Genomic DNA, 18,742 nt, shown 5'->3' on the forward strand with positions numbered 1-18,742 from the left:
TGTGCGAAAGATTCATGTCATCGGTATCGGCGCGGGCGACCCCGACCAGCTCACCCTGCAGGCGGTCAGGGCGCTGCGGAGCACGGACGTGTTCTTCATTCTCGAGAAGGGTGAGGTGAAGGACGACCTCACCCGCCTCCGCCGGGACATGCTCGACACGCACATACCGGACGGGGCGTCGTACCGGGTGGTCGAGGCGAGGGATCCGGAGCGGGACCGCAGGGCCGGCGGTGCGGCCTACTCCCCCGCTGTCGGGGAGTGGCGCAGTGCCCGCGCCGACATCTACGAGCAGCTGATCGCCGAGGAGTTGGGCGAGGACGAGAGCGGCGCGTTCCTGGTGTGGGGGGATCCGGCGTTGTACGACAGCACGATCGGGATTCTGGAGGAGGTGCGGGAGCGGGGTGCCGTTGAGTTCGACTATGACGTCGTTCCCGGCATCAGCAGTGTGTCCGCGCTGGTCGCCCGGCATCGTACGGGGCTGAACCGGGTGGCCCGGCCCGTCCAGATCACCACCGGGCGGCGGCTCGCCGAGGGCTTCCCGGAGGGGGTGGACGACGTGGTCGTGATGCTGGACGCCCACCAGACCTTCCGGCAGTACGCCGACGAGGACATCGACATCTACTGGGGCGCGTACATCGGCACCCCGGACGAGATCCTCGCCTCCGGGCCGATCGGTGAGGTCGCGCCGCGGATCGAGCGGCTGCGGGCCGAGGCCCGCGAGCGCAAGGGGTGGATCATGGACACGTATCTGCTGCGCAGGCGTCCCGGGGACCAGTAGGCATGCAGCCGGAGTCGCTGTCCCGCGACGGCTATCTCCTCTCCCACACCGAGGCGGGCGAACGGGAGGCCGCGGTGATCACCGAGTCATGGGGCAGCTGGCTGGAGGCACGCGTCCAGGAGGACGTGGGCCGCCCCGCCGGAACGGACCTTCGAGCTGCGGTGGACACCATCGCCAAGCGCCTCCTGGTCGAGGACCTGAGCACCGGTCCGCCTCAGCGGTCACGGGAGCCGGTCACCGCTGCCGCCGCCTGAAAACGGCGTGCCCCGCGAGGCGGAGGGTCGCCATACTCGCCCCACGTCTCCCGCACCCGTCCGCTTCCACGACCACCGTCGCACTGCGTACGACTTCGCCGGGTCCAAGCTGGTGCGCTGCCCACGCTGCGACCGCGTCGCCCACTCCGAGCGGCGCCCGGGCCGGACGGCGGACACCCGGGGCCGGACGTACCCGGAAGAGCGTCTGGTCTGCCGCTCCTGCGGCCTGTCCCGCATCGACACCGGACCGCACCGTGGGACACGGCGGCCCGGTCAGAGATGCTGCCGGCCGGCCCCGGCTCTGTGGCTGCGGGCGGATACCAGGCACGGTGAGCTGTGGGCGTACAACCTCGAACACCTCGACCTGATCCGGCGGTTCGTCGCCGCCGACCTGCGGGAGCGGGCGCCCTGGTACGACACCGGGCAGAAGATGACGCTGGTGGCGCGACTGCCCGCCTGGATCAAGAGCGCCAAGAACCTCGCCGAGATCCCGCGCGCGATCGGCCGGCTGCGAGCCTCGGTCACGACGGGCTGAGGCCCAGCCGGGCGAGAGCCTCCGGCACATCGGGGACGGCGGTCACTCCCTCCGGCAACGGCGGCCTTCGCACGACCACGACCGGCAGCCCAAGTCCGCGGGCGGCCGTGAGCTTGGCGGCTGTCGCCTCTCCCCCGCTGTCCTTCGTCACCACGACGTCGACCAGGTACTCGCGCAGCAGCGCCGTCTCGTCGTCCACCGTGAACGGCCCGCGCGCCAGCAGCACTTCCGTGTGCGGCGGCATCGGCGGCTCGGGGGGCTCCACGGACCGTACGACGAAGTGACGGTTCGTCAAGTGGGCGAAGGCGGACAGGCCCATGCGTCCCGTGGTGAGGAAGACGCGGGGGCCGAAGCGCGGCAGCAGGTCCGCCGCCGCGGCGAGAGACGGGACCATGTGCCAGCGGTCCTCGGGACCGGGCCGCCAGCCCGGCCGGCGCAGGACGACCGCCGGGACGCCGGTCGCCGACGCGGCCTGGGCCGCGTTCGCCGTGATGGCCTCGGCGAAGGGGTGCGTGGCGTCGACGAGGGCGTCCACGCGCTGCTCGCGCAGCCAGTCGGCCAGCCCTTCCGCCCCGCCGAAGCCTCCGACGCGTACGTCTCCTGCGAGCGCGCCCGGCCGGGTCACCCGCCCCGCGAGCGAGGTCGTGACGCGGACGCCCGGGAGCGCCGTGAGCGCGGCGGCCAGTTCGCGGGCCTCGGTGGTGCCGCCGAGGATCAGGACGTGGGGGGACATGGGTGCGAGCGTACGAGGTCGGCGGTGGGCGCGGTTGCGGGGGATGCGGGACGGCCGCCCGGCGGGGGTGCCGGGCGGGCGTCTTGTTCATGTGCTCAGCCCTGGCGGGCCTTGAAGCGGGGGTCCTTCTTGTTGATCACGTAGACCACGCCGCGTCGGCGGACCACCTGGGCTCCGGGCTTGGACTTCAGTGCGCGCAGGGACTTGCGGACCTTCATGGTTCTGGCCTCCTCGGGTAGGGCGCGGGACCGCGTCAGTGACGGGTCGCCGTGGAGCGGCCGTAGCGGCGCTCGAAGCGCTCCACCCGGCCGGCCGTGTCCAGGACCCGCGACCTGCCCGTGTAGAAGGGGTGGGAGGCCGAGGAGATCTCGACATCGATCACGGGGTAGGTGCGGCCGTCCTCCCACTCGATCGTCTTCGAGGAGTCGGCGGTGGAGCGGGTCAGGAAGGTGACGTCCGCGGTGCGGTCGCGGAAGACCACGTACCGGGAGTCGGGATGGATGCGGGGCTTCATGGGGTTTTCCTTTCCGGGACCGCGGCCGGAGGGTGGTTCCTCAAGGCCGCGGTCTGGTCGTCGCGGGCTGCTTCAGCGCTCCTCGCGGAACTCGACGTGCGCGCCGGCCACGGGGTCGTACTTGCGCAGGACGAGTCGGTCGGGGTCGTTGACGCGGTTCTTGCGGGTCACGTAGGTGACGCCGGTGCCGGCCGTCGACTTCAGCTTGACGACGGGGCGCGCGGTGCTGCGTGCCATGAGGTTCTCCCTTCGCCCACGCCACGGATCATTGATCCGAGCATGTCAATCACAGCCGGTCCAACAACGCCTTCGGCCGTCGCATTCCCGGGGTGGCGGGTGGTGCGCGGTTATCGTCCAGGCATGGAGTCAGTGCGTGAGTCCCTGAGCGGGTCTGTACGTGAGTCCGTGCGTGCCGTCCTCATCGACATCGACGGGGTGCTCACGGTCTCGTGGGAGCCGTTGCCTGGGGCGGTGGAGGCATTGCGGGAGATCCGGGAGGCCGGGTTCGGGGTCGCGCTGGTCACCAACACGACGTCGCGGACCCGGGCGTCCATCGCCGGGACCCTGCGGGAGGCGGGGTTCGCGGTCGACGCGGAGGACATCCTGACCGCGCCCGTCGCCACCGCCGCGTATCTCGCCGGGCAGTGCCCGGGGGCGCGGTGTGTGCTGCTGAACAGCGGGGACATCCGGGAGGATCTCAGCGGGGTCGCGCTGCTCGACCCCGAGGATGCGGAGAGCGTGCCGGACGTCGTGATCGTCGGGGGTGCGGGGCCGGAGTTCGGCTACGACGCGCTCAACCGGGCCTTCGGGTATCTGCAGCGCGGGGCCCGACTGGTGGCCGTACACCGGAATCTGTACTGGCGTACCGATGCCGGGCTGCAGCTCGACTCCGGAGCGTTTCTCGTCGGGCTGGAGCAGGCGGCCCGGACGGAGGCGGAGGTGACCGGGAAGCCGTCGGCGGCGTTCTTCGAGGCGGGGCTGGCGCGGCTCGGGGTGGGGGCGGGTGAGGCGCTGATGGTCGGGGACGACATCGAGTCCGATGTGCTGGCGGCGCAGCGCGCGGGGATCACGGGGGTGCTGGTGAAGACGGGGAAGTATCTGCCCGAGACGCATCGGGACGCGAGCGGTACGCCGGATCACGTCATCGAGTCGTTCGCGGATCTGCCGGGGTTGTTGCGGGGTTCGGCGGAGACGTAGGTCGGTCAGCTCAGTAGCAGCTGCAGGCCACCCACGATCGTGGCGGCGATCACGAGTTGTTCGAAGAGGCGCTGGTTGATTCGGTTCACAGCCCATTTGCCGAACAACGCACCGGGCACGACGAACACCGCGAGTGCGGCGTCAAGGAGCAGCGAGCGGCCGTCGATCAGGCCGAGGCCGGCACTGAAGGGCACCTTCGACACGTTCACGATCAGGAAGAAGAACGCCGACGTGCCCAGGAAGCCGAGTTTCCGGAAGCCCGCCGACAGCAGGTACATCGACATCACCGGGCCGCCCGCGTTGGCGACCATCGTGGTGAAGCCGCCGAGCACGCCGTACGAGCGGGCCTTGACCCGACCGGACCTAGTGGCCACCGAGTCCGGCTCCTCGTCGGCCTCCGCCGTGCGCCGCCGCCACACCGTCACGCCCGCCATCAGCAGCAGGATCGCGCCGATCGACGTCCGTACGACCCCGTCGTCGGCCCACACCAGGAACACCGTGCCGACGACCACGCCTGCCGCGACCGCCGGGAACAGCCGCCACAGCGTGGGCCAGTGGGCGTGTCGGCGGTAGGTGAGGACGGCGAGGACGTCGCCGACGATCAGGATCGGCAGGAGTACGCCGGTGGAGGCGCGGGCGGGCAGGACCGCCGCGAAGATGGCGAGGCTCACCGTGTTCGCCCCGCTCACGGCTGTTTTGGAGAAGCCGACGAGGAGGGCTGCGAAGGCGAGGGCGGCGAACTCCCAGCCGGTTATGTGCCAGAGCGTCATCGTGTTCATGCGGGGACCGATGCTATGTGCAGCCAACGGGGCGTGTAAGTACCGTCTCGCTGGTTGGCACCCGGCGGTGGTGTGCTGGGGGCTGCCGCCCCCAGACCCCCGCTTCGGCCTGAACGGCCTCGTCCTCGAACGCCGGACGGGCTGAGGTGCGCGGACCGGCGTGCAGGGGTGCCGTCCAGCGGGCCTCGCGAAATCCCCTGCGGTTCGGCCAGCGCCCCTTCAGGGGCGCGGGGAACTGCGCGACCAGCCGCGACGACGCCGCAGCCGGAAGACGGCAGATCGCCGCACAACCCGCGGCGCGCTCAGTGCCGCTCCACCAGCACCGCACACCCCTGCCCGACCCCTACGCACATCGTCGCCAGCCCCCGCTCCGCCCCCGTCCGCCGCATCCGGTGCAGCAAGGTGGTCAGGATCCGTGCCCCCGAGCAGCCCAGCGGGTGCCCCAGGGCGATCGCGCCGCCGCTCGGGTTGACCAGGTCGGGGTCGATGCCGAGCTGGTCGACGCAGGCGAGGGCCTGGGCGGCGAACGCCTCGTTGAATTCGGCCTCCTGGATGTCGGCGATCGTCCAGTCGGCGCGGGTGAGGGCCTTGCGGGTGGCGGGGACCGGGCCGATGCCCATCACGTCGGGGTGGACTCCGGCCGAGGCGCCGGCGACGTAACGGCCCAGGGATTCCAGGCCCAGGTCGTTGAGCGCCTCCTCGCTGACCAGGAGGAGGCCCGCGGCGCCGTCGTTCATGGGTGAGGCGTTGCCCGCCGTCACCGTGCCGCCCGCCCGGAAGACCGGCTTCAGGCGGGAGAGTTTCTCGTACGACGTGTCCTCACGGATGCATTCATCGGCATCGACGAGCACGCCGTCGGGGCGCTCCACCGGCAGGAGTTCGTCGTCGAAGTGGCCGTTCTTACGGGCGTCCGCGGCGCGTTGGTGGCTGCGCAGGGCGAACTCGTCCTGGCGTTCGCGGGTGATGCCGTGCCGGTCGGCGACCTCCTCCGCGGTCTCGCCCATGGACAGCAGGCCATGGAGGTCCTTCATCGCCGGGTTGACCAGGCGCCAGCCGAGGCGGGTGTCGACGGTCTCGATGCGGTGCGGGAGGGCCTCGTCGGGGCGGGGCAGCACGAAGGGGGCGCGACTCATCGACTCGGAGCCGCCCGCGAGGACGATGTCGGCCTCCCCGGCGGCGATGGTGCGGGCGGCGGTTGTCACCGCCTCCAGGCCCGAGGCGCACAGGCGGTTGACCGTGGCGCCGGGGACGGATTCGGGGAGGCCGGCGAGCAGCGCGGCCATCCGGGCGACGTTGCGGTTGTCCTCGCCCGCCTGGTTGGCGGCGCCCCAGTAGACGTCGTCGACGCGTGCCGGGTCGAGGGCGGGGACGTCGGCGACGAGAGCGCGGATCACGTGCGCGGCGAGGTCGTCGGGGCGCACGGAGGACAGGGCTCCGCGCAGCTTGCCGATGGGGGTGCGGCGGGCGGCCGCGAAGTGGACGGGGCGCACGACAGGACTCCTGACCGACGGCACACTCGAACAATTAATTAGCGCTGCTAGTTTTGGAGTGTAGACCGCTGCCGCGTCCCCTGGGAAGATCCCGGAAGGTCACCAGGACACCAGGTCACCAGGAACCAGGACCTTCACCGACGCAGCTGGAGGAGACATGGCCGACGCCCGCGAGCACGTCCTCACGGGGAGCCACGGTTCGATCGCCGTACGCGAGTGGCCCCGGGAGCGGCCCCGGTATCTGGCGCTGGTGGTGCACGGTTACGGGGAGCACGCGGGGCGGTACGAGGAACTGGCCGGGGTGCTGGTCGAGCACGGCGCCGCGGTCTTCGCCCCCGATCATGTCGGGCACGGCAGGTCGGCCGGCGAGCGGGTGCTGATCGAGGACTTCGAGGACGTGGTCGGTGACGTCCATCTGGTGGCGGAGCTGGCGCGGTCCCTGCACCCGGGGGCGCCCGTCGTGCTGGTCGGGCACTCCATGGGCGGGCTGATCTCGGCCCGTTACGCCCAGAGGTACGGCGACGAGCTCGCCGCGCTCGTGCTGTCCGGGCCGGTGATCGGCGCATGGGAGCTGCCGGGGCAGCTGCTCGCACTCGACGAGATCCCCGATACGCCCATCGGTCCGGCCTCGCTCTCCCGGGATGCGGCGGTCGGGGCGGCGTACGTGGCCGATCCGCTGGTCTGGCACGGCCCGATGAAGCGGCCGACCGTGGAGGCGTTCGCCCGGACGCTGAAGACCGTCGCCAAGAACGGCGACGTCGGTCGGCTCCCGCTGTTGTGGCTGCACGGCGACGACGACCGGCTGGTCCCGCTCGCCGGGAGCCGCGTCGGCGTCGAGCAGTTCAGCGGCGGCAACCTCACCGAGCGGATCTATCCCGGCGCCCGGCACGAGGTGTTCAACGAGACCAACAAGGCCGAGGTCTTCGCGGATCTGTCCCGGTTCCTGGACGGTGTGCTCACGGGCTGAGACGGCACCTGGCGGTCCCGCGTCTTGTTTGCACCACTTGGCCCTGGGCACCCGAGCCCGCGTGGAGTGACCGCAACGGCTGGAAGGAGAAGCGCCCATGACCGCGGTGAAGAGCACACTTCCGGAACCGGCCCGCAAGATCGCCGGCGACGCGCTGCAGAGCACTCTCGTGGATCTTCTCGGGCTCTCACTGATCGCGAAGCAGGTGCACTGGAACATCGTGGGCCCGCGTTTCCGCTCGATCCACCTCCAGCTCGACGAGGTGGTGGCCACGGCCCGCTCGTACGCCGACACGGTCGCCGAGCGCTCCTCGGCACTCGGCCTGCCGCCCGACGGCCGGCCCGAGACGATCGCGGCGGCCTACACGCTGCCGGGCCCGAAGGACGGCTGGGTGCGCGACACGGACGTCGTCCAGCTGATCGTGGACGCGCTGGAGGCGGCGATCGGACGGCTGCGCGAGCGCATCGCCGCGACCGCCGAGCCGGACCCCGTCACCCAGGACCTGCTGATCTCCCTCACCTCGGAGCTCGAGAAGCAGCGGTGGATGTTCGACGCGGAGAACTGGCCGCGCGAGGACTGACCGTCGACGGCCGGACCATGCACGTACGGGGACCATGCACGTACGGAAGGGGCACTCGATGACCGACGCCCTCGAACTCGACGCGCTGTGGGACGACTTCCACCGCGCGGTGAACATGACCTCCCAGGAGCTCGCCGCCTGGCTGCGGGTGAGCGACGCCGACGAGAACACCGAGCCGCTGCCCGACCAGGCGGGCTCGCCCATCGGACAGCACGTCCTCGCGATCCTGCAGAAACGGCGCACGGACCTCACCGACGACGACGTACGCGTGATGTACGAAGTCGTGGACACGGTCACCGAGCAGTCGGACCTGGAGAACGAGCCGGAGGCCGAGGACACCGACCGCCGGCACCGGCTGATGACGATCGGCCATGACCCGCTGAAGCCATGAGCCGTCAGCAGGACGTCGTACGCGAACTCGTGCGCGCGCACGGGCAGACGTTCGCCGAGGAGGCGGGCATCACGCTCAGGGACACCCCACAGCCGCTGTACCGGCTGCTGGTTCTCGCGCTGCTGCTCAGTGCCCGCATCCGCGGGTCGATCGCCGTCGACACGGCCCGCGAGCTGTACCGGGCGGGTCTGCGCGACCCGCGCCGGATGGCCGGGGCCGACTGGCAGCAGCGGGTGGACGCCCTCGGCCGCGGCGGCTACCGGCGCTACGACGAGCGCACCGCCACCCAACTCGGCGACGGCGCCCAGCTGTTGACCGAGCGTTGGGGCGGGGATCTGCGCCGGCTGCGGAAGGAGGCGGACGGCGATGTCGGCGAACTGCGCCGTCTGCTCCAGGAGGTCCCGGGTCTGGGCCCGGCCGGCGCCGACATCTTCCTGCGCGAAGTCCAGCGGGTGTGGCCGCAAGCCGGACCCTACCTGGACCGCAAGGCGCTCGACGGAGCTGAACGGCTGGGACTGCCGAAGGACCCGGACCGGTTGGTGAAGCTCGCCGGGAACACCCAACCGGCGGTGCTCGCCGCCGCGTTGGTGCGGGCGGCGCTCGACAAGGAGGTGGCCGAAGACAGTCTCCGCCGCGCAGCATGATCGTGTAACACTGCTCGCACGCACGCCTTTTCCGGGCCTGTCGAGCAGAGGAGCGTCACGTGACGGGGACCGAGCCGGCCGCACAGCGGATCGACACGACCAGGCCGCACCCGGCCCGTGTCTACGACTGGTACCTCGGCGGCAAGGACAACTACCCCGTCGACGAGCAACTGGGTCGGCAGATCGCGTCCATGCAGGGGGATGCGCCGCGGGCCGCCCGCGCCAACCGCCGGTTCATGCAGCGCGCCACGCGCAGGCTCGTCGAGCAGTCGGGGATCTGCCAGTTCCTCGACATCGGGACGGGCATCCCCACCGAGCCCAACCTCCACCAGATCGCCCAGCGCGTCGCACCGGACGCGCGCGTCGTCTACGTCGACAACGACCCGATCGTCCTCGCCCACGCCGGCGCCCTGCTGCGCGGCACCCCGGAGGGCGTCACCGAGTATCTGCAGGCCGACGCCCGCGACCCCGCCGCCATCCTCGAACAGGCGGGCCGCATCCTCGACTTCGAACGCCCGGTCGCCCTCTCCCTGATCGCCCTGCTGCACTTCATCGCCGACGAGGACGGCGCCTACGACCTGGTGGGCACCCTCGTCGACGCCCTCGCCCCGGGCAGTTGTCTGGTCCTGTCCGCGATGACGGCGGACTTCGAGCCGGAGAACGTACGGCGGGGCATCGAGGCCTACGCGGCGGGCGGAGTGACCCTGGTGGCCCGCACGCACGCCGAAATGGGCGGCTTCTTCAAGGGACTCGACCTCATCGAGCCGGGCATCGTGTCCGTGGTGGACTGGCATCCGGAGCTCGGCGTGGACGAGACACCGGACGGTGAGGGGCCCGTGTCGCTGTACGGGGGCGTCGGCGTCAAGGGCTGACTCAGGGCCGCCGGTCACCACGGAGGAAGTCCGCCAGCGCGCTCAAGTCGCGTCGGCCCAGGCCCTGTTCCACTGCTTCACCCACCAGCCGCCTGTTGGCGACTGCCTGGTGCATGGGTGCGCCCACGCGCTCGGCGAGCGCAAGGGCCAGGTCGAGGTCCTTGGCGACGAGTTCGAGAGTGAACGCGACCGTCGCCGTCTCCGGGTGCAGATACGCCTCCTTCTTGTACTGCACGAACGGCGCCCCTGCGGCACCGGCCGCGAACACCTCGTACGCCGACTCCCGGGACACCCCCGCCCGTTCGGCGAGGACGAGCGCCTCCGAGAGTGCCTGGTTGAGGCCGAGGAGCAGGGAGTTGACGGCCAGCTTCATCGCCGCGCCCGTGCCGGCGGGGCCGACATGGACGATGTGGGCGGCCAGCACCTCCAGCACGGGGCGGGCCCGTTCCAGGGCGGATGCGTCCCCGCCCTCCATGACGGTGAGCCTGCCCTGTTCGACGAAGACGACGCTGCCGGAGACCGGGGCGTCCAGCAGGGCCGCGCCCGCCTTCTCGACCAGGGTTGCCAGGGCGGTCACCGTCTCGGGGGCGACGGTGCTGGTCTCCACGACCACCGCCCCGGCACGCAGCCCGGCGGCGATGCCGTCCTCCCCGCCGTACGCCTCCCTTACGGCCGTGTCGTCCGCGAGGGAGACGAGGACGACGTCCGCCGCCGCGGCCGCGTGGCGGGGCGTGCCGACGACGGCGGCCCCGGTCGCCTCGGCCTTGGCGCGGGTGCGGTTGTACGCCGTCACCGCGAGGCCGGCCTCGCGCAGCCGTATCGCCATGGCCGCGCCCATACGGCCGGTGCCGATCACCGCGACGCGCGGCTTCAGGTCATCTGTTTCGCTCACCCCAGCAGCCACCCCCCGTCCACGCTCAACTCCACTGCGTTGACCGACCGGTTGCGCAGCAGGAAGTCCACCGAGTCCACCACGTCCGCCACGGTGGCGAGCCGTCCGGTCGGGGTCCTGGCGCGCAGGGCGGCCAGTACCTCCTCCGGCTTGGCCTGCCAGTAGGGGCTGTCGCCCACGACTCCGGGGTGGACGGCGTTGACGCGGACCGGCGCGAGTTCGACCGCGAGGGTGTTCACCAGGCCCCGTACGCCTGCGTTGACCGTGGCCACGGTGGTCGCGCCGGGGTAGGGGCGCTCCTTGGCCTGGCCGCCGAAGATGACGATCGCGCTGTCGTCGGTCATGCGCGGCCGCAGCACGTGCACGACCTCGGTGTAGCCGACCAGCTTGAGGGTGACCAGGCGCAGGGCGGCCGTGATGTCGTAGTCCGTCGCCCGGTTCTCGTCGCGGGAGACGCCCGCGAGGACCAGGTGGTCGACGCGTCCGACGTCCGCCAGCGCCGCGGCGATCTCGCGCGGCCGGGACAGGTCGAGGGCCAGGCCTCGCCCGCCGATCTCCTTGGCGACGGTGTCGGCGCGGTCCCGGTCGCGGCCGGTGAGGATTACCTCGTCGCCCCCCTCGGCCCGGACCCGGGCGAACTCGCGGCCGATGCCCGACGTACCGCCGACCACCACGACGCTACTCATGACTCCAGGGCCTCCCTCAGGTACTCCCAGTCCCGTGTGAACCGGTACGAGTGGCGCGGCGGCGGCTGCGGCGCCTGAGTCTCCAGCCAACGCAGCGGTCCCGTACCGGCGTTGGCGAAACCGTGCACGCAGCCGGCGCCCGCCCAGGCGCAGTCGCCGGGCCCGAGCCGGTAGCGCTCGCCGTCGAACACCGCGTCCGCCTCCCCTTCGAGGAAGTAGTACGTCTCCTCGAAGGGGTGGTCGTGGGTGCCGGCGACGCCGTCGGGCGCGTACTGGACCATGAACATCGTCGATGCGACCGCGCCGAGGTCGCTGTCGACCATCATCTTGACGGTGATGCCGCTGTAGACGAGCAGCGCGGTGCGCATGCTCGCCGAGACGGCGAGGAGATCCTGGGACTGTTTGCCGGGGTCCATCTGGGCGGGCTCGAAGTGGCCGAAGTTGCGGGTGCGCGGGTCGCGGACGTCGATACGGACGGGACTGCGCAGAGGCAGGTCGCGCACTGCCTGCGTGTCGTACCCGTAGCGCGCCCTCGGGACCGGCGCCAGCATGTCCGCCCAGCGTGCGGGCGTGTCCCCGGTGCCGCGCCAGGCGTGCGGGACGCCGGTCGGGAGGATGCCGTAGTCGCCCTCCTCCAGGAGGTACGAGCCCTCGGGCATGTCGAGGATCACCGTCCCGTCGAGGATGTGGAAGCTCTCCTCGTACGAGTGCACATGCGCCGGCACCGCGCCGTCCGGGCGCAGTTCGCACAGGCCGAAGCCGGTGTGCACGCTGCCGTCGTCCTCGCCGACGAGTGTGCGCCGCCGGTGGCCGTGTGCGTCGTACGGCGGCTCGGTCGCGTCGGCGGCCCGCCGCACCAGATGCCGGGTCATGCGGTCGGCTTCGCCTCCTTCGCCTTCGCTTCCTTCGCCGCCAGGAGCCGGTCGCGGGACTCCTCGACGAGTTGCCGGGCGCGTGCGACATCGGCCGTCAGCCTGCCGTCGCGCTTGCGGATCACCCCGTCGACGATGACCGTCTCGACGTTGGAGACGTCCGCGCACAGCGTGACCGCGGAGGCCGCGTCGTGCACCGGCGCGATGTTCAGCGCGGTGGCGTCGAGGGCGACGACGTCGGCGCGCTTGCCGGGGGTCAGGGAACCGGTGCGGTGCTCCAGTCCCGCGACATGCGCGCCGTTGCTCGTCGCGATCTCCAGCATCTGACGTGCCGTCAACATGCTCTCTGGCACGGGCATGTTGGCCTGCCAGCAGTCGGCGTTGAGCCGGGCGCGCTCGGCGCCGAAGGCCGCGCGGATCTGGGTGAACATGTCGCCGGGCACGGTGGTGACGACATCGATGCTCAGGGAGGGGCGCAGCCCGTGCTCGATCGCCGCCATCACGGGCGGCCAGCCGTGCCCCATCTGGGTCTCCACCTGCGGCGCGATGGAGACCGTACCGCCGCTGTCGGCGACCATCTGCCACTCGTCCTCGTGGAGGTAGCAGCAGTGGATGTAGGTGGTGTCCGGGCCGAGCAGGCCGAGGTCGTTGAGCTGTTTCACCATGCCGAAGCGGCCGGCGAGGCGCCCCATCGCCACATGCACGGTGATCGGGATGCCGAGCTCACGGGCGAGGGCCCATTCGGAGGTGACGACGTCGTTGACGCAGAAGCCGGGGCCGCGCGTGGCGAGCGCCATGGTCAGCAGGCCGTCGTCGGAGGAGAAGTACTTGGCGCGGATACGGCGGACGTCGTCGCCCGGGATCGCGATCTTGCTCTCGAACCAGTAGTCCGCGAGGGAGGTGTTGGCGCTGCCGTAGGCGTACTGGGCGCGGATGCCGGTCTCCGTGAGCGCCTTGATCGCGGCGTCCGGGTGCTCGGGCGTGTTGTTGATGTGGGACCAGTCGACGAGCGTGGTGATACCGGCGTTGAGGCACTCCAGGGCGCCGGCGAGGTTGGCCGCGTACACGTCCTCGGGGGTGTACAGCGGGGCGAAGGTGTCGAGGATGTCGACGAAGTAGTCGTCGAGGGTGGCGTCGGGGGCGACGCCGCGGATCGAGGCCTCCCAGGTGTGGCGGTGGGTGTCGACGAACCCGGGGATCACGATGCGGCCGCTCATGTCGAGGACCTCGGCATCGGCGCTGATCTCCGGCTGTACGGCCGCGATCCTGCCGTCCTCGATGAGGACGTCACCCCTCGGCAGATCGCCGACGGAGGGATCCATCGAGAGCACGTGCCCCGCGCGAAGCAGTATCCGATCGGTCATCGCGCTTCCTCCTCAGGGGTGTTCAGTACGCGGCGAGATTCCGCACGGCCGCCACGACCTTGTCCACAGTGGGAATGACTTGCTCCTCCAGCGCGTCGGCGAACGGCAGCGGCACGCACTCCCCCGCCACCCGGCGCACCGGCGCGTCCAGCAGCGTGAAGCCCTCGTCGGCGACGATCGACACGAGGGTGGCGCCCCAGCCGCCCTGGTAGGGGTTCTCCTCGACGGTCACCAGCCGCGAGGTCTTCGCCAGGGAGGCGAGGACGGTGGCGACGTCGAGCGGGACGAGGCAGCGCAGGTCGACGACCTCGGTGTCGATGCCCTCTGCGGACAGCCGCGAGGCGGCCCGCAGCGCCACCGGGACCATGGAGGCGAGCGCGACCAGTGTCACGTCGGCGCCCTCGCGCACCACAGTGGCGCGGCCCAGCTCGACCACGTGATCCGGCGGCGCGGGCGCACCCTTGCTCGCCAGCAGCCCCTTGTGCTCGAAGAAGACCACGGGGTCGTCACTGCGAATGGCCGCCGCCATCATGCCGATGACGTCGGCGGGCGTGGCGGGGGCCGCGATCTTCAGCCCCGGGACGGTCAGCGCCCAGTTCTCCGTGGCCTGCGAGTGCTGGGCTCCGAAGCCGAGACCGCCGCCGTTGGCGGTGCGCACCACGAGCGGCACGGTGACCTGACCGCCCGTCATGTACCGCACCTTCGGTATCTCGTTGGCGAGGTAGTCCCAGCAGCAGGCCAGGAAGTCGGAGAACATGATCTCGGCGACCGGCCGCATCCCGGTCATCGCGGCGCCCATCGCCGCGCCCACGATGGCCTGTTCGGAGATGGGCGTGTCCCACACCCGCTCGGGCCCGAACTCCTTCAGCAGCCCGACGGTCGTCTTGAACACCCCACCGGCCTCGCCGATGTCCTCGCCGAGGCAGACCACGGCAGGGTCGCGGCGCATCTCCCGCGCGATGCCCTCGGCGACCGCCTCGCGGTAGGTGATGACGTCACGGTCCGAGCTCACGTCCGCCATGCCGCACCTCCGTCCGCCCATACGTCGGTCAGCGCCTCGCCGGGATCGGGCGGCGGCGCGTTCTTCGCCGCCTCGACCGCCTGCTGTACGAGGTCACGGGCGCGCTCGTCGGCCGCGGTGACCGTCGCCTCGTCCGCCCCCAGCTCGACGAGGCGTCCGCGGGCGACGTCCAACGGGTCGTGCTTGAGCCAGCGTTCGACCTCCTCGGCCGGACGGTAGGTGGCCGGGTCGGCGCGGCTGTGCCCGAAGTGGCGGTAGGTCTCGGCCTCCAGCAGAGCAGGCCCGTCTCCCGCCCGGGCCCGCCCGGCGAGGCGGGCGACCGCCTCCTTCACGGCGACGACGTCGTTGCCGTCGACGACCTCGCCGGGGATGCCGTACGCGGGCGCCCGGTCGGCCGCCGGGCGGGCGACGGCCGTGACGTCGGCGATCGGCGTGTACTCCATGTACAGGTTGTTCTCGCAGACGAACAGCACCGGCAGCTTCCATACGGCTGCCAGGTTGAGCGCCTCGTGGAAGGCGCCGATGTTGGTGGCGCCGTCGCCGAAGAAGGCGACGGCCACCTGCTGCGTCCCGCGCAGCCGGGCCGACCATGCGGCGCCGACGGCCATCGGCAGGTGGGCGCCGACGATGGCGTACGAGCCGAGCATGAACGCGTCCGCCTTGGTGAGGTGCATGGAGCCGCCCTTGGCCCTGCACAACCCCGTTGCCCTCTGCATGAGTTCGGCGAGGCACTCCTCGGGGGTGGCGCCGCGGGCCATCGCGTGGTGGTGGCCGCGGTAGGTGGCGAAGACGTAGTCGTCGGGGCGCAGGGCTGCGCTCGCGCCGACGGCGATCGCCTCGTGCCCGGCGGCGAGGTGGGTGGTGCCCTTGACCAGTCCGGACAGGAACAGGTCGTGGGCGGCCTTCTCCGTACGGCGGATGACGGCCATCTGCTCGTACAGGGTGAGGAGTTCGTCGCGGTCAGCCATCAAGTGCCCCCGCTGGTAGGGGTGTTGAGGTGGGACTGGGCCTCGCGCCGGGTGTTGAGCTCGCCGCCGACCGTCCAGTACTTGCGGCCCGCCACCAGCAGTTCCTCGGCGGGGAACTTGGTGATGACCTCGCAGCCGTGGGCGGTGACGACCAGTTCCTCCTCGATGCGGGCCGCGGACCAGCCGTCGGCGGCCGGCCAGTAGGTCTCCAGGGCGAACACCATGCCCTCTTCGAGGACTTCGGGGTGGTCGAGGGAGACCAGCCGGCTGAAGATGGGCTTCTCCCAGATCGACAGGCCGACCCCGTGGCCGTACTGCAGGGCGAAGGCGGCGGTCTCGTCGGCGAAGCCGAACTCCTCGGCGCGCGGCCACACTTGGACGATGTCGGCGGTGGTGGCGCCGGGGCGGACGAGGGCGATGGCCTGGTCCATGTACTCGCGGCAGCGGACGTACGCGTCCCGTTGGGCGCGGGAGGCGCTGCCGACCGCGAAGGTGCGGTAGTAGCAGGTGCGGTAGCCGAGGTGGCTGTGCAGGATGTCGAAGAAGGCGGGGTCGCCGGGGCGGATCAGGCGGTCGCTGTAGACGTGCGGGTGGGGTGAACAGCGTTCGCCGGAGATGGCGTTGACGCCTTCGACGTACTCGCTGCCGAGGTCGTAGAGGACCTTGCTGACCAGGCCGACGCACTCGTTCTCGCGCACGCCCGGGCGCAGGTAGCCGTACAGCTCCTCGTAGGCCGCGTCGACCATCGCGCACGCCTGGGTGAGCAGGGAGATCTCGTCGCGGGTCTTGGTGCGGCGGGCCTCCAGGAAGACCTGTTGGCCGTCGACGACGTCGATGCCCTCGGCGCGCAGGGCGGCAAGGATCGGCATCTCGGCGACGTCGATGCCGAGCGGTTCGCCCGCGAGGCCGTGCTCGCGCAGCTCGGTGGCGATCTTGGCGGCGACGTCCTCGGCGATCCCCGCCTCCGGGTGGAAGGCGCCGCGCAGGGTGGAGATGCCGGCGCGGGCGCCGGTGGGCGGGCCGCCCTTGCCGTCGCTGTAGTCCAGCCACGGGTTGTACAGCTGGTGGTGGCGGGCCGCGGAGCCGAAGTCCCAGACGACCGGTTCGCCGCCGCGCACCAGCAGGGCGAAGCGGATCAGCTTGTCCATCGCCCAGGTGCCGATGTGCGTGGCGGTCATATAGCGGATGTTGGCGAAGTCGAAGCTGAGCACCGCGCCCAGCGAGGAGCGGTTCAGGGTCTCGTTGAGCCGGGCCAGGCGCTGCTTGCGCAGCCGGTCCAGGTCGATGCGCTCTTCCCAGTCGACGGCGTTGGGTCCATATGTGCGGATCGCCATGGCGACCACCCCCACTCCGGAGTGAACGACCACACCGGGCAGGTGTCAAGTGTTACTGAACACTCTGGCCGAACACGAACCAGACCCCGACGGCCGGTTCAGTTCCATCATTCCGGTAGCGGTGCGGGGTCGTCGACTCGAAGCAGACGGCGTCACCGGGGCCCAGCGTGTACTCGTCGAAGCCGAGGGTGAGGACCAGTTCACCCGAGGTCAGATAGCCGTACTCGGTGCCGGTGTGCCGCATCAGGCCGCCGGAGCTGGAGGAGGAGCCGCCGGGCCGGTAGGTCACCAGCAGGAAGTCGACGTCCGTGCCCGGAACACGCCCGAGCCGCTCCCACACGACCCCCGAGTCCAGCTCCAGCAGCTCCCGCTCCCCCGGTGTGACCAGCGGTCCGATGCGTCGGCCCGGGTCGGCGGCGAAGGCCGCGAGGGCGTGCAGGACGGTGGCGGGGGCGGCGGCCGCGGCCACGACCGGCGATGCGGGGAGCTCGCCCTCATAGCCGTCGAAGAGCGCCTCCACGGAGATCGACAGTGCGGTGGTGATGGCGTACAGCGTGCTCACCGACGGCTGGCTCTTGCCGGTCTCGATCTGGGAGACCAGGCTCGCGGAGACACCGACCTCCCGCGCGAGGGCGCGCAGGCTCACGCCTTTGGCCAGGCGTGCCTGCCGGATGCGTGCGCCGACGGGCGGCACGGCGGCAGGGGACACGGGTGCTCCCCTCTCGGGCGGACATGTGCAGCACCATTGAACAGCGGGGGCCGGCCGTGACGCCAGGGCCTCAGGCGAGGAGCGAAGTGCGGGGGGCGGCGCAGGCGCGCCGGGAAGACCGACCGTGCCTCCCAGCCTGCCCCGGCGCGCGGCCCCGTGTGCAGGCCGCCGCCGAGTGCGGTCACCACTGGACGCCCGGTCGGGTCGAGATCACGGCCTGGGCCTGGCAGAAGGGGTGTGCGCAGCCGAGTGCCTAGAGGTTCAGCACGCGCGCGACGGTGCGCAGCACTCCGTTGTCGTTGTTGGACGGGGCCAGGTGCCGTGCCCGTGCGATGACGTCCGGGTGGGCGTTGGCCATGGCGAAGGACCACTCGGCGGCGTCCAGCATCTCCAGGTCGTTGAGGTAGTCGCCGAAGACCATGGTCTGGGCGGGCGTGATGCCCAGTTCGTGCTGGAGGCGGCGGAGGGCAGAGCCCTTGTTGGCGGTGCGGTTCATGACGTCGACCCAGTGCTCGCCGGAGACGACCACTTGGTGGGTCGGGGTGAAGGACTGAAGCGCGGGCGCGGTGGTGTGCGCGGCGGAGCCGAAGTCGAAGAGGGCGACCTTGATGACGTCGTCGTCGAGCGCGGTGGCGTCCTCGACGACGCGGTGCTCGACGTAGTACTTGCGCACCTCGGCCAGGAACGCCTCGTCGCTGCGCTCGACGTAGGCGGAGCGCTTGCCGCAGACGACGGCGCCCACGTCGACACCCTCGGCGACCAGACGCCGTACGGCCTGCACGACGCGGGCCGCGACACCGGGCTCCAGCGGGTCCGAGCTGAGCTCCACGCCGTCCCGCACCACATAGGTGCCGTTCTCCGCGATGAACACCATGCCCTCGGCGACCTCGGCGAACTCCCGCGCCAGCGTGGCGTACTGCCGCCCGCTCGCCGGGCTGAACAGCACTCCGCGCCGACGCAGTTCGGCCAGCGTCTCCCAGAGGCCGGGCGGGATCCGCTTGGCGTCGTCCAGCAGCGTCCCGTCCATGTCGGTGACGACCAGGCGTATGTCGGCGGGGCCGGTGGGCAGGCCGGAGGCGGTGCGGAGGGGTGAGGCGGCGGGGGACATGACCTGCTTCCGGTGGGGCGCGACGGGGCGCCGGACGGCTTACGGCGGTCCCGT

General features: G+C 71.4%; 23 protein-coding genes and 1 pseudogene. 9 read left to right on the plus strand and 15 right to left on the minus strand.

The window, feature by feature from the left end; all coding sequences use genetic code 11:
* Nucleotide 1: 1 nt before the first annotated feature.
* From cobF to ACWDAG_RS00755, 3 genes and pseudogenes are all read left to right on the plus strand, one after another.
* Nucleotides 2-778 carry a precorrin-6A synthase (deacetylating) gene (cobF, locus tag ACWDAG_RS00745; protein ID WP_450693411.1) on the plus strand — a complete coding sequence of 259 codons (777 nt, stop codon included), beginning with the start codon at nt 2-4 and terminating at the stop codon, nt 776-778.
* Nucleotides 779-795: 17 nt separating this feature from the next.
* Nucleotides 796-1,032, plus strand: a pseudogene (locus ACWDAG_RS00750) (MFS transporter); the annotation flags it as partial.
* A gap of 7 nt (nt 1,033-1,039) precedes the next feature.
* Nucleotides 1,040-1,567 carry a hypothetical protein gene (locus ACWDAG_RS00755; RefSeq protein WP_450693412.1) on the plus strand — a complete coding sequence of 176 codons (528 nt, stop codon included), beginning with the start codon at nt 1,040-1,042 and terminating at the stop codon, nt 1,565-1,567.
* On the opposite strand, the gene ACWDAG_RS00760 is transcribed toward ACWDAG_RS00755, so the two are convergent.
* The 4 genes from ACWDAG_RS00760 to rpmG form a co-directional block, all read right to left on the minus strand.
* Nucleotides 1,554-2,300 (minus strand): cobalt-precorrin-6A reductase, encoded by a 747-nt coding sequence (locus ACWDAG_RS00760; RefSeq protein WP_450693413.1) that lies wholly within the window; start codon nt 2,298-2,300, stop codon nt 1,554-1,556. The genes ACWDAG_RS00755 and ACWDAG_RS00760 overlap by 14 nt on opposite strands.
* A gap of 95 nt (nt 2,301-2,395) precedes the next feature.
* On the minus strand, nt 2,396-2,518 hold the full coding sequence (gene ykgO, locus ACWDAG_RS00765) for a type B 50S ribosomal protein L36 (protein WP_266963304.1): 123 nt from the start codon (nt 2,516-2,518) through the stop codon (nt 2,396-2,398).
* A 35-nt stretch (nt 2,519-2,553) separates the two neighbouring features.
* Entirely contained in the window at nt 2,554-2,814 is a 261-nt protein-coding gene (locus ACWDAG_RS00770) for a type B 50S ribosomal protein L31 (protein ID WP_450693414.1), read from the minus strand.
* Between the two features lie 72 nt (nt 2,815-2,886).
* Nucleotides 2,887-3,051: a 50S ribosomal protein L33 gene (gene rpmG / locus ACWDAG_RS00775; protein ID WP_450693415.1), complete on the minus strand. Its 165-nt coding sequence runs from the start codon at nt 3,049-3,051 to the stop codon at nt 2,887-2,889.
* Nucleotides 3,052-3,174: 123 nt separating this feature from the next.
* Between rpmG and ACWDAG_RS00780 the strand changes: the two genes are divergently transcribed.
* Nucleotides 3,175-4,011 carry an HAD-IIA family hydrolase gene (locus ACWDAG_RS00780; protein ID WP_450693416.1) on the plus strand — a complete coding sequence of 279 codons (837 nt, stop codon included), beginning with the start codon at nt 3,175-3,177 and terminating at the stop codon, nt 4,009-4,011.
* A 5-nt stretch (nt 4,012-4,016) separates the two neighbouring features.
* On the opposite strand, the gene ACWDAG_RS00785 is transcribed toward ACWDAG_RS00780, so the two are convergent.
* Nucleotides 4,017-4,790, minus strand: coding sequence for a sulfite exporter TauE/SafE family protein (locus ACWDAG_RS00785; protein WP_450693417.1), 774 nt, complete (start codon nt 4,788-4,790; stop codon nt 4,017-4,019).
* Nucleotides 4,791-5,092: 302 nt separating this feature from the next.
* Nucleotides 5,093-6,280 (minus strand): thiolase family protein, encoded by a 1,188-nt coding sequence (locus ACWDAG_RS00790; RefSeq protein WP_450693418.1) that lies wholly within the window; start codon nt 6,278-6,280, stop codon nt 5,093-5,095.
* 157 nt (nt 6,281-6,437) lie between these two features.
* Here ACWDAG_RS00790 and ACWDAG_RS00795 point away from each other — a divergent pair, with 157 nt between their 5' ends.
* The 5 genes from ACWDAG_RS00795 to ACWDAG_RS00815 all read left to right on the plus strand — a co-directional run bounded on the left by ACWDAG_RS00795 (nt 6,438) and on the right by ACWDAG_RS00815 (nt 9,734).
* A complete protein-coding gene (locus ACWDAG_RS00795) occupies nt 6,438-7,247 on the plus strand; it encodes an alpha/beta hydrolase (protein ID WP_450693419.1) in 810 nt (269 codons plus the stop codon).
* Nucleotides 7,248-7,344: 97 nt separating this feature from the next.
* The gene (locus tag ACWDAG_RS00800; protein ID WP_450693420.1) at nt 7,345-7,827 is read left to right on the plus strand and encodes a Dps family protein; all 483 of its coding nucleotides are present in this window, start codon (nt 7,345-7,347) and stop codon (nt 7,825-7,827) included.
* Nucleotides 7,828-7,885: 58 nt separating this feature from the next.
* A complete protein-coding gene (locus ACWDAG_RS00805; protein WP_450693421.1) occupies nt 7,886-8,218 on the plus strand; it encodes a DUF3140 domain-containing protein in 333 nt (110 codons plus the stop codon).
* Nucleotides 8,215-8,862 carry an endonuclease gene (locus ACWDAG_RS00810; protein WP_450693422.1) on the plus strand — a complete coding sequence of 216 codons (648 nt, stop codon included), beginning with the start codon at nt 8,215-8,217 and terminating at the stop codon, nt 8,860-8,862. Before ACWDAG_RS00805 ends, ACWDAG_RS00810 begins: the two co-directional genes overlap by 4 nt.
* Nucleotides 8,863-8,921: 59 nt before the next feature.
* On the plus strand, nt 8,922-9,734 hold the full coding sequence (locus ACWDAG_RS00815; protein ID WP_450693423.1) for an SAM-dependent methyltransferase: 813 nt from the start codon (nt 8,922-8,924) through the stop codon (nt 9,732-9,734).
* 1 nt (nt 9,735) lies between these two features.
* On the opposite strand, the gene ACWDAG_RS00820 is transcribed toward ACWDAG_RS00815, so the two are convergent.
* From ACWDAG_RS00820 to ACWDAG_RS00860, 9 genes are all read right to left on the minus strand, one after another.
* Nucleotides 9,736-10,626, minus strand: coding sequence for an NAD(P)-dependent oxidoreductase (locus ACWDAG_RS00820; RefSeq protein WP_450693424.1), 891 nt, complete (start codon nt 10,624-10,626; stop codon nt 9,736-9,738).
* Complete coding sequence (locus ACWDAG_RS00825) at nt 10,623-11,312, minus strand: SDR family NAD(P)-dependent oxidoreductase (RefSeq protein ID WP_450693425.1); 690 nt, start codon at nt 11,310-11,312, stop codon at nt 10,623-10,625. The genes ACWDAG_RS00820 and ACWDAG_RS00825 overlap by 4 nt, the downstream gene beginning before the upstream one ends.
* The gene (locus ACWDAG_RS00830) at nt 11,309-12,184 is read right to left on the minus strand and encodes a cupin domain-containing protein (RefSeq protein WP_450693426.1); all 876 of its coding nucleotides are present in this window, start codon (nt 12,182-12,184) and stop codon (nt 11,309-11,311) included. Before ACWDAG_RS00830 ends, ACWDAG_RS00825 begins: the two co-directional genes overlap by 4 nt.
* Nucleotides 12,181-13,548 (minus strand): amidohydrolase family protein, encoded by a 1,368-nt coding sequence (locus ACWDAG_RS00835; RefSeq protein WP_450693427.1) that lies wholly within the window; start codon nt 13,546-13,548, stop codon nt 12,181-12,183. The genes ACWDAG_RS00830 and ACWDAG_RS00835 overlap by 4 nt, the downstream gene beginning before the upstream one ends.
* A gap of 22 nt (nt 13,549-13,570) precedes the next feature.
* Nucleotides 13,571-14,569 (minus strand): alpha-ketoacid dehydrogenase subunit beta, encoded by a 999-nt coding sequence (locus ACWDAG_RS00840; protein WP_450693428.1) that lies wholly within the window; start codon nt 14,567-14,569, stop codon nt 13,571-13,573.
* The gene (locus ACWDAG_RS00845; protein ID WP_450693429.1) at nt 14,557-15,537 is read right to left on the minus strand and encodes a thiamine pyrophosphate-dependent dehydrogenase E1 component subunit alpha; all 981 of its coding nucleotides are present in this window, start codon (nt 15,535-15,537) and stop codon (nt 14,557-14,559) included. The genes ACWDAG_RS00840 and ACWDAG_RS00845 overlap by 13 nt, the downstream gene beginning before the upstream one ends.
* The gene (locus ACWDAG_RS00850; RefSeq protein WP_450693430.1) at nt 15,537-16,871 is read right to left on the minus strand and encodes a M24 family metallopeptidase; all 1,335 of its coding nucleotides are present in this window, start codon (nt 16,869-16,871) and stop codon (nt 15,537-15,539) included. The genes ACWDAG_RS00845 and ACWDAG_RS00850 overlap by 1 nt, the downstream gene beginning before the upstream one ends.
* Before the next feature lie 52 nt (nt 16,872-16,923).
* Nucleotides 16,924-17,580, minus strand: a complete 657-nt coding sequence (locus ACWDAG_RS00855) for a helix-turn-helix domain-containing protein (protein WP_450693431.1) — start codon at nt 17,578-17,580, stop codon at nt 16,924-16,926.
* 253 nt (nt 17,581-17,833) lie between these two features.
* Nucleotides 17,834-18,688 carry a Cof-type HAD-IIB family hydrolase gene (locus tag ACWDAG_RS00860; protein WP_450693432.1) on the minus strand — a complete coding sequence of 285 codons (855 nt, stop codon included), beginning with the start codon at nt 18,686-18,688 and terminating at the stop codon, nt 17,834-17,836.
* Between the last annotated feature and the right edge of the window lie 54 nt (nt 18,689-18,742).

It is taken from the genome of Streptomyces sp. NPDC001157 (assembly GCF_053598255.1).

What these genes read in the sequence shown, in the direction of transcription:
- ACWDAG_RS00825 (WP_450693425.1), bottom strand. Translation starts at nt 11,312, where the DNA reads ATGAGTAGCGTCGTGGTGGTCGGCGGTACGTCGGGCATCGGCCGCGAG.
- ACWDAG_RS00810 (WP_450693422.1), top strand. Translation starts at nt 8,215, where the DNA reads ATGAGCCGTCAGCAGGACGTCGTACGCGAACTCGTGCGCGCGCACGGG.
- ACWDAG_RS00830 (WP_450693426.1), bottom strand. Translation starts at nt 12,184, where the DNA reads ATGACCCGGCATCTGGTGCGGCGGGCCGCCGACGCGACCGAGCCGCCG.
- ACWDAG_RS00780 (WP_450693416.1), top strand. Translation starts at nt 3,175, where the DNA reads ATGGAGTCAGTGCGTGAGTCCCTGAGCGGGTCTGTACGTGAGTCCGTG.
- ACWDAG_RS00850 (WP_450693430.1), bottom strand. Translation starts at nt 16,871, where the DNA reads ATGGCGATCCGCACATATGGACCCAACGCCGTCGACTGGGAAGAGCGC.
- ACWDAG_RS00835 (WP_450693427.1), bottom strand. Translation starts at nt 13,548, where the DNA reads ATGACCGATCGGATACTGCTTCGCGCGGGGCACGTGCTCTCGATGGAT.
- ACWDAG_RS00845 (WP_450693429.1), bottom strand. Translation starts at nt 15,537, where the DNA reads ATGGCTGACCGCGACGAACTCCTCACCCTGTACGAGCAGATGGCCGTC.
- ACWDAG_RS00800 (WP_450693420.1), top strand. Translation starts at nt 7,345, where the DNA reads ATGACCGCGGTGAAGAGCACACTTCCGGAACCGGCCCGCAAGATCGCC.
- ykgO (WP_266963304.1), bottom strand. Translation starts at nt 2,518, where the DNA reads ATGAAGGTCCGCAAGTCCCTGCGCGCACTGAAGTCCAAGCCCGGAGCC.
- ACWDAG_RS00760 (WP_450693413.1), bottom strand. Translation starts at nt 2,300, where the DNA reads ATGTCCCCCCACGTCCTGATCCTCGGCGGCACCACCGAGGCCCGCGAA.
- rpmG (WP_450693415.1), bottom strand. Translation starts at nt 3,051, where the DNA reads ATGGCACGCAGCACCGCGCGCCCCGTCGTCAAGCTGAAGTCGACGGCC.
- ACWDAG_RS00770 (WP_450693414.1), bottom strand. Translation starts at nt 2,814, where the DNA reads ATGAAGCCCCGCATCCATCCCGACTCCCGGTACGTGGTCTTCCGCGAC.
- ACWDAG_RS00785 (WP_450693417.1), bottom strand. Translation starts at nt 4,790, where the DNA reads ATGAACACGATGACGCTCTGGCACATAACCGGCTGGGAGTTCGCCGCC.
- ACWDAG_RS00795 (WP_450693419.1), top strand. Translation starts at nt 6,438, where the DNA reads ATGGCCGACGCCCGCGAGCACGTCCTCACGGGGAGCCACGGTTCGATC.
- ACWDAG_RS00860 (WP_450693432.1), bottom strand. Translation starts at nt 18,688, where the DNA reads ATGTCCCCCGCCGCCTCACCCCTCCGCACCGCCTCCGGCCTGCCCACC.
- ACWDAG_RS00840 (WP_450693428.1), bottom strand. Translation starts at nt 14,569, where the DNA reads ATGGCGGACGTGAGCTCGGACCGTGACGTCATCACCTACCGCGAGGCG.
- ACWDAG_RS00805 (WP_450693421.1), top strand. Translation starts at nt 7,886, where the DNA reads ATGACCGACGCCCTCGAACTCGACGCGCTGTGGGACGACTTCCACCGC.